Origin of the sequence: Leisingera sp. M523, from assembly GCF_025141335.1 — a bacterium.
Classification (GTDB): Bacteria; Pseudomonadota; Alphaproteobacteria; order Rhodobacterales; family Rhodobacteraceae; genus Leisingera.
This window is the reverse complement of the sequence record NZ_CP081036.1, coordinates 525,966-537,800: the sequence shown is the minus strand read 5'-3', so window position 1 is coordinate 537,800 and position 11,835 is coordinate 525,966. Positions and strand designations below refer to the sequence as shown.

Genomic DNA, 11,835 nt, shown 5'->3' with positions numbered 1-11,835 from the left:
CAACACTACCGGTCAGATCTCTCCGGAGAGACGGCGCGCCGCGTGCAGGGGTAAATTTGTGGTTTCGGTAACAGGCCGGTAACCGGAAAGCGGATCAAATATATGCCGGATCTGCCCGCCCTCGCGGCAAGTGGTCAGCAGCACCGGACGGCCATTCACCTGCTGGCTGGAAACAGTAACCGGCAAAGTGCCTGTCAACCAGCCGCCATAGCTGACGGCCCCGCTGCCGCTGCGGATGACAATCTCGAAGTAGTCCAGCGCTGCCATTCTGAAGATCAGATCCGGCACCTCGCTTGGCCCGCCTCCCAGATGCTCAACCGTCAGATCGGCACCGATAAGGTTTTGCACCGAATAACCCCAGCGGTGCATGAAATCCTCAACAACGTCCAGGATCTCTTGCGTCCGCTCCTCTGGCTGCACGCCCGGGCCGAATTCCGAAAACCGGCGTTCGAAAGACAGATTTTCCGGCACTCCGCCTCCTAGACCTTGGTTCAGGGCTAAACTGCCCGGTTTGCTGCTGGTTCCGGCAAAGCCTAGCACGCACAACTGCTGCCTGCACAAAAGATATTATGGGAATACAGGTTACACAACGTCACCGTGGCTTTTGCACAATCGCCTGACCGGCTATTCCGGCACGCCCGCCTGCCGCAAGGCAGAAGCCCATTCCTGTCCCGCCGGGCTCATCGCTGCAGGATTGTCGCGCTGGAACTGCGACAGGCAGAACTCCGGCGCGGCCTCAAGCAGTTTTTGGACTGTGCTGCGGGCTTCAGCGCCCCGGCCGGACATTTGCAGGGCGATCGCCTTGGACCGCAGCGGCACTGGAAAGGCGCCCTTGGCTTCAAGCGACCGCTCGGAAAGTTCAATTGCACGGGCAAAGTTGCGGGCAGACAAATACGCCAGCGCCGAGAGCGCATCAAAATAGTACCGCTGCGGTCCTAAAGGCGTCAGCCGCCGGGCCGCGTCGGTCATTTGCACCGCCTCATCCGGCATGTCCTGATAGGCCAGCGTCGCCCCTTTCAAAAGCAGCGCCAGCGCTTCGTTTGGATTGTCGCGCAGCGCCAGGTCATAGGCGTCCTGTGCCAGATCAAAGCGGAACGTCAGGTGGCTGGAGATAAGCCCCTTGAGCGTATGAGCCAGTGAGAAACCCGGTGCAGCTTCGATGGCGGCCTCTGCCATCCGGCTGGCCAGGCGGCTGTCCTCTCCACGGTTCACAGACAAGCCCTTTTCGACCCGCATCACGTGCCAGAACCCCATCCAAGTCAGCGGCAGAACATGTTTTGGCTCCCGTTCAAGCAGATGCGACAGGATCTCATGTGCTTGCTGGAATTTGCGCGCGTCCATTTCCTGCATCAGTGAAATCGCCGCCATCAACAGGGTGTGGCTTTCCAGGGTGGACAGCGGCTTGAAACCCGCCAGCCGGACAGCTTCACCCGCAGCGGTCTGTCCGATTTGCTGGGTGGCATTGCGCAGCACGGCACTGCGGCCTTCCATCAGGCTGCCTTTGCTGCCCTCGAAACTGCGGGACCAGATTACTTTTTCGCGGATTGCATCATGCAGATCGATCTCAACCCGGAACCGGTTGCCGTCGCAGCTGACGGTGCCCGACACCAAGTAATCAACGCCCGCGACTGAAGACACTTCGGCTGGGCGCACTGTTTCCGGATCAAACTGGCGCGAAGCCAGATATGAGGTGACCGAAAACGCCCAGCTGCGCGACAAGTACCGTGACAATTCTTCAGACATCAGCGACCCCAGCGGCACAACCGCGTCGCCCGGGGCACGATGCACAAAGGGCAGCACCGCAATGGAAGGCAGCAGCCCATCCAGGATTACACGGCCCGGCGATGTTCCTGCCTGCGGTCCAGGCCGGGCAGCACCACGGGCGAACTCCGCCCGGGCTTCGTTCAGCCAAGCGTTAAAAGCGGTCTCATGAGGCAGTTCAAACCCTTCCATGAAATTCGCATTGCCTGCGCAACTGTCCAATTCCACCCGTGTCAGGTCGAGGATAACCCGCTCCCGGTTTGCATACAGCAGCTTGGCCGCTTCGGGACCCAGATGCCGTCGCAACGTCGACAAGGCTGTCCGCAGGCTGGCCTTTGCCTGTTCGGGCTGCGCCAGGCACCACAATGTCTTCTCCAGAAACGCCCGCGTGCGGATCCCGCCATCAGCTGAGGACAAAAGCGCCAGCAGCGCCTGATGTTTCGCCCCAAGCTGAACATTGGTTCCATCTGCGTGAAAGACGCCAAACGCGCCAAACCGGCATATCTTCAGAAAGACCGTCATCCGTAAACCCCACAATAATCCGTGTCGCACTTGAAATTAAAGTAACGTTACATTGCATTGCCGCAATGTGTTTTGCAATTACTGATTGCATTAACTTCGCAATTCATTTCAAAAGCAACACCTGACAACCTTCGGGCGCATCTGACGGCGATCATAACAGCGCACACGTCAAGGCACAGTAAACCGGCCACATGGAGCAGACTGCTTTAGTGCAACAGTGCAGCAGTGCAGGTCCTTTGCAACAACCATGATCTGATCAGCTGAAAAGAACAACCACACACGCAAAAACTGTAATTCATTATCCAATTGGAACAACGGGACTGACTGCCGGTATCAATTATCAAGCCCTCAGCCTGTGTTGTTTTGGTACCTGCCCCTAAACCGCTGGCACAAAGCGGTAGCCGCTGCCAATGCGCTCTGCCCGTCCGATACCGCCACCGGGCAGATGATAGCCGATTAGCTGCATTTGCTCGGCGGCAAGCCGGTCCAGCAAACGCATACGTGCCGCAGCAGCCGCTTGCGGCTCCTGGTCAGCACCAACCGGCCTGCCAGGGTCAGCAAAGCTCACATGATGATTGCCCACTGCATCCCCTAGAACCAGGACACTGTTACTGCCATCCCGGACTTCAAATGACATATGCCCCGGAGTGTGGCCTGGCGTGGCATGAGCAGCGACTCCCGGCAGGATCTCCTCGCCGTCCCGGAAAAGCTGCACCTTGTCTTCCAGCTGCTCCATCCGGCGCCGGGCCCCAATGGCCATGGCTGTCCTGCTGCTGCCGATGCTGTCTGCAGTCTGCGGGTCGAGCCAGTACTCCCATTCTCCCTGCCCCATCAGATAGGCCGCGTCAGGGAACAGCAGATCGTCAAAATCATCCAGCACCCCCCACAGGTGATCCGGATGGCAATGCGTAAAGACCACATGCGTCACCTGGTCAGGTGTGACACCAAGAACCTCCAGCGCGCCGGACAGATTTCCCGCACTATCCTGAAACCCCGGCCCCGCGCCGGCATCGAACAGGACAACTCTGCTGTCTTCGCGCAGCAAAGTTACATTCACCTCCGGCGTCAGCGGCCCGGCTGGAAGCCCGTACTGCTCCAACGCCTGCTGCAAAGCGTCCGGCTCAAGCCCGCCAAACAGAAACTCCGGCGGCAGAGTGAGATACCCGTCTGAAACTGTCTCAATCCACTTGTTGCCCAAACTGATCCGCGCCGAAGCCCAGCCGGGGACAGCAGCAGCAGCCAGCCCCGTTGCAGCCGACAAGCCAAAATCACGCCTGGTGAACCCCATACCGTTTCCTTTCACTATCGCCGCGCAATCAAATGCACAAATAATGTTTGATGAATATTACTTCATCACGGCACTAAGGGAAACACACGACGATGCCGCAACCCGGCATGCCGGAGTACTGGCGGCTTCTAAGCCAGCCCCTGCGCGGTGCAAGCCCTGCGCAGGGCCGCACAAAACCGCTGGGCGGCGGCCGAAAGCCGGTGCTCCCGCCGGACACACAAACCCACGGGGCCAAGGGTGCTGTCCGTATTCAAAGGCAGCGCTGCCATGCTGCCAGCCTCCAGCTCCGGCCGCACCACACCGTGGCTGATGATCCAGATCGCCTGATGCGCCAGGACAAAGCGCCTCCCGAATGTGGCGGAAACGGTTTCGATCGGAAACCTGGGCAGTGCCAGTCCCTGCTCAAGAAACATCCGCTCAACCATCGGCCGGATGATCGATCCTTCAGACGGCATCAGCACCGGGTAGTCCTCAAATGCTGTAGGCGGCACATGCACGGCGCCAGCCATGGGATGGTTCCGCGCGACAACAACGGCCACCCGCTCGCGGTACAGCGGATCGAATTCCACGCCCGCCATGGCTTCCGACGCAGGCATCCTGCCAACCACCAAATCAAGCCCGCCCCGGCGCAGCTGGTCGATCAGGTACTGATTGCCTCCGGACATCACCATGAACCGCCCCGGCGCGCCGCCGCAGCGCAGTTGCGCCAGCGTGTCAGGGACCAGATCGGCGGCGACGGTGGGCAGTGCGCCAATGGAAACCAGCGGTCCATCTGCCGCGTCCAGGCCACGCAACAGCGCCACCCCGTCGCGAGCCAGCGCCAGGCTGCGCCCGGCATGGTCCCGGAACAGCTCGCCATACCCGCTGAGCCGGATACCGCGGCCATGTTTTTCGACCAGCGGCTTGCCGCAAACTTCCTCCAGTTCGCGCAGCGCCCGTGTCACCGCAGGCTGGGTCATGCCCAAGGCCCCCGCGGCCTGGGTGACGCTCATCTTGCGGGCCACTTCGACGAACACCTCAAGATGGCGCAGTTTCAAAGAAGACGATAGCCGCATATCACTCCGGTTATGATTACATGTATAATTCAAGATTATACAGATCAGCTCCGGTATGCGATACTTTATCCAGCACGGGGAGACCAGGATGACGCAGCAGGACCGGTACAGCCAAGGCATGCAAATCAGGCGCAAGGTGCTTGGCGACACCCATGTGGAGCGCGCCGAAGCCGCCAAAACCGCGCTGGACGCCCCCTTTCAGGAGCTGATCACCGAAGCGGCCTGGGGCACGGTCTGGGCCTCTGACCGGATTTCGCTGCGGGAGCGGTCCATGCTGACATTGGCACTGCTGGCTGCCACTGGGAATTTCGACGAGATTCCGATGCACATCCGCGCCACCGCCCGCACCGGCGCCAGCCAGGAAGATGTGCTGGAGGCCTTCCAGCATGCGGCCATCTATGCCGGGGTGCCGTGCGCAAACCGTGCCCTGAAGCTGGCCAAGGAAACTTATGCCAAAATGGCCGCTGAGGGAGGGAGAACCGCATGAGCACACCGCCGGAACAGGGGGAGTTCTACCAGCGCGACCGCCGCTGGCATCCGCCCGCGCTGTCGCGGGATTACAAGACCTCGGTCACCCGCGCGCCGCAATATCCGCTGATCAGCCTGGAAAACACCGCCAGCGAGATCACCGGCCCGGCGTTTGGCCACAATGACATCGCTGCCACCGACAATGACCTGCTGACCAACTTTGCCCAGCCTGGTGAAAGCCCGATCGGTGAGCGCATCATCGTGCATGGCCGGGTGCTGGATGAAAACGCGCGGCCGGTGCCGAATACGCTGGTGGAGATCTGGCAGGCCAATGCGTCCGGCCGCTACCGGCACAAAAAGGACACCTACCTCGGCGCGCTGGATGCGAATTTCGGCGGCTGCGGCCGGACGCTGACGGATGAAAACGGCTGCTACCACTTCCGCACCGTGAAACCCGGCGCCTACCCCTGGCGCAACCGGGTGAACGACTGGCGGCCCGCGCATATCCACGTCTCGGTCTTTGGCACCGGCTTTGCCCAACGGCTGATCACCCAGCTGTATTTCGAGGGCGACCCGCTGATTGCCCGATGCCCGATCGTGAACACCATCCCGGACCCGGAGGCGGTGGAAATGCTGATCGCGCGGCTCGACATGAATGCAACCATTCCGCTCGACACAATCGCCTACCGCTTTGACATTGTGCTGCGCGGGCGGCGGTCCACCCTGTTTGAAAACCGGCTGGAGGGGAATTGATGCGTCGGCGTTTTGATTATCTGAAAGAAACCCCCTCGCAAACCGCCGGGCCTTATGTCCACATCGGCCTCGCACCCGGTGCTGCAGGGTTCCGGATCTACGATCAGGAACTTGGCTGGGACATTGCCAGCCCCAACGCCGAGGGAGAACAGATCAGGGTCGAGGGCATGGTCGTCGACGGCACTGGCTCGCCGGTCAAGGACGTGCTGCTGGAGGTCTGGCAGGCCAATGCGAACGGCATCTATGCCCACCCCGAACATGGCGGCGCGGTTGAGGACGGCTTTCGCGGCTGGGGCCGGGTGATCTCCGATTTTGAAACCGGAGAATGGGGGTTCGGCACCGTGAAACCTGGCCCGGTCATGGGCCGCAACAGCCAGATGATGGCGCCGCATATCAACCTGTGGATCGTGGCACGCGGCATCAACGTGGGGCTGAACACGCGGGTCTACTTTGAGGACGAGGCAGAGGCCAATGCCACCGACCCCGTGCTGAATGTGATAGAATGGGAGCGCCGCCGCGCCACCCTGATTGCCAGGCGAAGCGAGCGGGACGGTTTGGCGATCTACCGCTTCGACATCCGCCTGCAAGGCGACGATGAAACAGTGTTTTTCGACATCTGAAGGGGAGCAATCATGAGTAAACCCTGCATCATCTGCGTAGCCATCACCGGCTCGGTTCCGACCAAGAAAAACAACCCGGCAGTGCCCGTCACCATCGCCGAGCAGATCGAAAGCACCCAGGAGGCGTTTGAAGCCGGCGCCTCCATCGCTCATTGCCATGTGCGCAACGACGACCAGACGCCGACCTCGGACCCGGAGCGGTTCGCCCGCCTCATGGAAGGCCTGCACAAGCACTGCCCCGGCATGATCGTGCAGCTGTCGACCGGCGGCCGCTCCGGCGCTGGACACGAGCGCGGCGGCATGCTGCCCCTGCGCCCTGATATGGCGTCTCTGTCCGTTGGCTCCAACAACTTCCCTACCCGGGTCTATGAGAACTCTCCCGATCTGGTGGACTGGCTGGCCTCGGAGATGCGCACTTACGAAGTAAAACCCGAGATCGAGGCCTTTGACCTGTCGCACATCCACCAGGCGGTGAAGATGAACCGCGAGGGGCGCATTGGCGGCACGCTTTACGTGCAGTTCGTGATGGGGGTGAAGAACGCGATGCCGGTCGATAGGGATGTGTTCGATTACTATGTCAAAACCATGCAGCGGCTGGCACCGGAGGCCCAGTGGTGCGGCGCCGGTGTCGGGCCGGGGCAGATCCTGGTCAACGAATGGTCGGTCGCCGCGGGCGGCCATACCCGCACCGGGCTGGAGGACAATATGCGGCTCGACCGCGACACCCTTGCGCCCTCCAATGCCGCGCTGGTGCGGCGGGCAGCGGCGCTGTGCGAATCCTACGAACGCCCTGTCGCCACCTGGCAGCAGGCCCGCGAGATCCTGGAACTCCGGCCCGGCTGATGCCGCCCGCTTCGGGCCGCAGGGCCGAAGCCACGCCCAAGGCCGCCAGGCGGCCCGTCAGGGCAGCCGCGGGCGCGGGAGCCCCCCTTCTGCCTGGCTGGCCAACTGGCGCCGGTCAACTCCCGCCGGAAAGATCCTTGAGGATCGGGCAATCCGGACGGCTGTCGCCTGCACAGCCTTTGACCAACTCTCTCAATGTGCCGCGCATCGCCTGCAGATCGGCGATCTTTTCCTCGATCTTTGCCAGATGCTCCAGCGCCAACTGCTTCACATCGGCGCTGGCGCGGGTTTCGTCCTCGTAAAGCGCCATCAGGGTGCGGCAGTCCTCGATGGTGAAGCCCAGCGCCCGGGCGCGGCCCAAAAAGGCCAGCTTATGCAGATCAGTCCCGGCAAAGCAGCGGTAACCATTGGCGCTGCGATGCGGTTTGATCAGCCCGATGTCCTCATAATAGCGGATGGTCTTGGCTGGCAGGCCGGAGCGGCGGGATACATCTCCGATATTCATGCGCGCGCCTCCTGCTTGCCGGCCGCAAGGGCCGCCGGCCAGGCCTGCCCTTCATCCAGGGCCGGTTTCAGGCGGCGCAAGCGCAGGGCATTGGACAGGACAAACACGCTCGACAGTGCCATTGCGCCTGCCGCAAGTGCCGGCGACAAAAGAGGCCCCCCAAGAGGGTACAGAACCCCGGCAGCCACCGGCACCAGCAGGACGTTATAGCCGAAAGCCCAGCCCAGGTTCTGGCGGATGTTGCGCATGGTGGCGCGGCTGACGGTCAGTGCGTTCACCACCCCGCGCAGATCACCCGAGACCAGCACCACATCCGCCGCCTCGATCGCCACATCGGTGCCGGTGCCGATGGCAATTCCAGCGTCCGCCGCCGCCAGCGCCGGGGCGTCGTTTATGCCGTCGCCCACAAATGCCAGCGCGCCATGCTCTGCCTGCAGCTCCTGGATCGCGGCAACCTTATCAGCAGGCAGGCATTCGGCCTTCACTGCATCAATACCCAGCCGCGCGGCAATCGCCTGCGCCGTCCCCAAAGCATCACCGGTGATCATTGCCACCTTCAATCCTTGGTCATGAAAGGCTTTGATCGCCGCCGTGGTACCCGGCTTGATCGGATCCGCCACCGCAATCACTGCCGCCGCCTGGCCGTCAACGGCAGCGAAAAGCGGGGTTTCGCCGCGCTCTGCCAGTTTCAGCCCCTCCGCCTCCAGCGCGCCTAGCACAATGCCTTCGCGCGCCATCAGCCGGGCGGCGCCGGCCAGCACCACGCGCCCCTCGACCTCTGCGCACAGGCCAAAGCCCGGGATAGCCTTGAAAGCGCCCGCCTTGGGCAGCCCCTTGCCCGCCGCTGCCGTGATAGCGCGGGCGATGGGGTGTTCCGACTGCGCCTCAGCGGCACCGGTCAGGCGCAGCACCTCGTCGCGGGTGAATCCTTCGGCGCAGATCAATTCGGTCAGCACCGGCCGGCCCTCAGTCAAAGTGCCGGTCTTGTCGAGCGCCACCACGCGTGCTTCCTGCAAGTGCTGCAGCGCATCGCCCTTGCGAAACAGAACCCCCATCTGCGCCGCGCGGCCGATGCCGACCATGATAGAGGTCGGCGTCGCCAGCCCCATGGCGCAGGGACAGGCGATAATCAGCACCGAAACACCGGCCACCAGGGCCAGCGGCAGGGCCGGCGCAGAGCCGAACAGAGACCACGCCAGCACGGTCAGCGCCGCAACCGCGATCACTGCGGGTACAAACCACAGGGTGATACGGTCGACCAGCCCTTGCACCGGCAGCTTGGCGCCCTGCGCCTGCTCGACCATGCGGATGATCTGCGCCAGCACCGTGTCGCGGCCAACACGGGTGGCCCGGAATTCCAGCGCAGAATTACCGTTGATGGTGCCCGCCGTCACTTCATCACCGCGGGACTTGGCGACGGGCACCGGCTCGCCGCTGATCATGCTTTCGTCGATGTAGGAGCTGCCGGAGGTGATCTCGCCATCCACCGCGATGCGCTCTCCCGGACGGACCCGGATCAGGTCGCCTGGGCCGATTTCTTCCACCGGAGTTTCAATTGCATCCCCGCCCGAGACCACCATGGCGGTTTTCGGCTGCAGCCCGGCCAGCTTGCGGATCGCGGCGCCGGTGCGGCCCTTGGCGCGGGCCTCCAGGAAGCGGCCCGTGAGAATAAGGGCGACGATCACCACCGCCGCCTCGTAATAGACATTGGCGGTGCCCGCGGGCAGCAGCCTGGGCGCGAAGGTGGAAATCACCGAGAACCCATAGGCCGCGGAGGTCCCCAGCGCCACCAGCGCGTTCATGTCGGGAGCGCCGCGGAGCAAGGCCGGAAAACCCTTAGTATAGAACTGCCGGCCCGGCCCGGCCAGCACCGCGGTAGCCAGGGCGAATTGCAGCAAGTAGCTGTTTTGCTTACCTATATTTTCCATAACCCAATGATGCAGCGCCGGGACCATGTGGCCGCCCATTTCGATCAGGAACACCGGCAGAGTCAGAAGCGCGGCGATCAGCACCTGCCGGCCCAGTGCGGAAATCTCATCCGCGTTGCGGCGGCCGGCCTGCTCCGCTTCATCCTCCGCCGCGCCGCTGAGACGGGCCGGATAACCGGCATCCGACAATGTGCGGGCGAGATCGGCGGCGCGGGCCATGCCGGTTAAATAACGGATTTGTGCCGTCTCATTCGCCAGGTTCACGCTGGCCGATAGCACCCCCGGCACCGCCAGCAGCGCCCGTTCCACCCGGCCCACGCAGGACGCGCAGCTCATGCCGCTGATCACCAGGGAAGCTTGCGCCTCTGCCGCCGGATAACCCGCAGAGGCCAAGGCGCTGGTCAGATCCATCAACGGAACCTCCGCGGCAGCCTCCACCTGGCCGGTGGCATTGGCAAGGTTGACGGAGGCGCTCTGCACGCCTTCGACCGCCGCCAAGGCGCGCTCAGCACGCCCTGCACAGCCCGCACAGCTGAGGCCGGTGATATTCAGTGAAATCCTGCTAAGTTCAGACATCGGAATCCTGCCGCTTCTGGTCCGTTGACAAGAGATATGAGGGTTCCAGCGAGGGGAAGGTCAAGACCCGGCATTCAATTTCCTTCCCATAACTGGAATCTTTCCAGCAAGCTGCTGGGAACCGGCAGTTTTTCATCACGCGGGAATGGCGCGGACCGTTGGCCGGCTGTCGCATTCAGGGCAAGGCCCGGTACCCTGCTCCTGATAGTGTGCCGAGGCAAAGCTTGCGTGTGCCAGCCTGCAAATGTAACGCTGGGTCATTCCGGCCCGCGGCCTTGCTGCTGGCTACGCATTCAACCGGATCCGCTTCGCGGCGGCCCGGCCCCGCAGAATTTGGACGAAGGACCAGTCACATGATCAAGACCCGCGCCGCCGTTGCGGTTGCCCCCGGCAAACCGCTGGAAATCATGGAAGTGAACCTCGAAGGCCCGAAAGCGGGCGAGGTTCTGGTGGAAATCAAGGCAACCGGCCTGTGCCACACCGACGAATTCACCCGTTCGGGCGATGACCCCGAAGGCATTTTCCCGGCGATCCTGGGCCATGAGGGCGCAGGCGTCGTGGTTGAGGTCGGCGAAGGCGTCACCAGCCTGAAGCCGGGCGATCATGTGATCCCGCTGTATACGCCCGAGTGCCGCGAGTGCGATTACTGCCTCAACCCGAAAACCAACCTGTGCCAGGCGATCCGCTCGACCCAGGGCGCCGGCCTCTTGCCAGACGGCACCACCCGGTTCTCAATGCAGGACGGCACCCCGATCCACCACTACATGGGCTGCTCGACCTTCGCCAACCACACCGTGGTGCCGGAAATCGCGCTGGCGAAAATCCGTGAGGACGCACCGTTCGACAAGGTCTGCTACATCGGCTGCGGCGTCACCACCGGTATCGGTGCAGTGATCAACACTGCCAAGGTGGAAATCGGCTCGCGGGCCATCGTGTTCGGCCTCGGCGGCATCGGCCTCAACGTGATCCAGGGCCTGCGGCTGGCCGGGGCTGACCAGATCGTCGGTGTCGACTTGAACCCCGGCAAGGTCGAGATGGCCACCAAGTTCGGCATGACGGATTTCGTCAACCCGGCTGAGGTCGAGGGCGATTTGGTGGCGCATCTGGTCGAGGTGACCGGCGGCGGTGCCGATTACACTTTTGACGCGACCGGCAACGTCAACGTCATGCGCACCGCATTGGAAGCGGCGCACAAGGGCTGGGGGGAATCCATCATCATCGGTGTGGCGCCCGCCGGTGCCGAGATTTCGACCCGGCCGTTCCAGCTGGTCACCGGCCGGTCCTGGCGCGGCACCGCCTTCGGTGGCGCCTCGGGCCGTACTGACGTGCCCAAGATCGTGGACTGGTACATGGACGGCAAAATCGAAATCGATCCGATGATCACCCACAAGCTGACGCTGGATCAGATCAACGAAGGCTTCGAGCTGATGCACGAAGGCAAATCCATCCGCGCCGTGGTGGAATTCTAAGCCCTATCCAGTTCGCAAACAGCAAAACGCAGGCCCTGGGGCCTGCG

11 protein-coding genes are annotated in these 11,835 nt (G+C 62.7%); 5 read left to right on the top strand and 6 right to left on the bottom strand.

Going from position 1 to position 11,835, the window contains the following annotated elements:
* Window positions 1-12: 12 nt before the first annotated feature.
* The 4 genes from K3557_RS02595 to pcaQ form a co-directional block, all read right to left on the bottom strand.
* A complete protein-coding gene (locus K3557_RS02595) occupies window positions 13-471 on the bottom strand; it encodes a hypothetical protein (protein ID WP_259997463.1) in 459 nt (152 codons plus the stop codon).
* 153 nt (window positions 472-624) lie between these two features.
* Entirely contained in the window at window positions 625-2,283 is a 1,659-nt protein-coding gene (locus K3557_RS02590) for a transcriptional regulator (RefSeq protein WP_259997461.1), read from the bottom strand.
* Window positions 2,284-2,659: 376 nt separating this feature from the next.
* Window positions 2,660-3,571, bottom strand: a complete 912-nt coding sequence (locus K3557_RS02585) for an MBL fold metallo-hydrolase (protein WP_259997459.1) — start codon at window positions 3,569-3,571, stop codon at window positions 2,660-2,662.
* A gap of 128 nt (window positions 3,572-3,699) precedes the next feature.
* On the bottom strand, window positions 3,700-4,626 hold the full coding sequence (gene pcaQ / locus K3557_RS02580) for a pca operon transcription factor PcaQ (RefSeq protein ID WP_259997457.1): 927 nt from the start codon (window positions 4,624-4,626) through the stop codon (window positions 3,700-3,702).
* A gap of 88 nt (window positions 4,627-4,714) precedes the next feature.
* Here pcaQ and pcaC point away from each other — a divergent pair, with 88 nt between their 5' ends.
* From pcaC to K3557_RS02560, 4 genes are read left to right on the top strand one after another with little or no spacing between them, the layout of a single operon-like run.
* A complete protein-coding gene (pcaC, locus tag K3557_RS02575) occupies window positions 4,715-5,113 on the top strand; it encodes a 4-carboxymuconolactone decarboxylase (protein WP_259997456.1) in 399 nt (132 codons plus the stop codon).
* A complete protein-coding gene (gene pcaH / locus K3557_RS02570) occupies window positions 5,110-5,847 on the top strand; it encodes a protocatechuate 3,4-dioxygenase subunit beta (protein ID WP_259997454.1) in 738 nt (245 codons plus the stop codon). Before pcaC ends, pcaH begins: the two co-directional genes overlap by 4 nt.
* On the top strand, window positions 5,847-6,467 hold the full coding sequence (pcaG, locus tag K3557_RS02565) for a protocatechuate 3,4-dioxygenase subunit alpha (RefSeq protein ID WP_259997452.1): 621 nt from the start codon (window positions 5,847-5,849) through the stop codon (window positions 6,465-6,467). The genes pcaH and pcaG overlap by 1 nt, the downstream gene beginning before the upstream one ends.
* 12 nt (window positions 6,468-6,479) lie before the next feature.
* Window positions 6,480-7,310 (top strand): 3-keto-5-aminohexanoate cleavage protein, encoded by an 831-nt coding sequence (locus K3557_RS02560; RefSeq protein WP_259997450.1) that lies wholly within the window; start codon window positions 6,480-6,482, stop codon window positions 7,308-7,310.
* A gap of 115 nt (window positions 7,311-7,425) precedes the next feature.
* On the opposite strand, the gene cueR is transcribed toward K3557_RS02560, so the two are convergent.
* On the bottom strand, window positions 7,426-7,815 hold the full coding sequence (gene cueR / locus K3557_RS02555) for a Cu(I)-responsive transcriptional regulator (protein WP_259997448.1): 390 nt from the start codon (window positions 7,813-7,815) through the stop codon (window positions 7,426-7,428).
* A complete protein-coding gene (locus K3557_RS02550) occupies window positions 7,812-10,319 on the bottom strand; it encodes a heavy metal translocating P-type ATPase (protein WP_259997447.1) in 2,508 nt (835 codons plus the stop codon). Before K3557_RS02550 ends, cueR begins: the two co-directional genes overlap by 4 nt.
* A gap of 356 nt (window positions 10,320-10,675) precedes the next feature.
* Between K3557_RS02550 and K3557_RS02545 the strand changes: the two genes are divergently transcribed.
* Window positions 10,676-11,788, top strand: coding sequence for an S-(hydroxymethyl)glutathione dehydrogenase/class III alcohol dehydrogenase (locus K3557_RS02545; protein WP_259999527.1), 1,113 nt, complete (start codon window positions 10,676-10,678; stop codon window positions 11,786-11,788).
* Window positions 11,789-11,835: the final 47 nt, after the last annotated feature.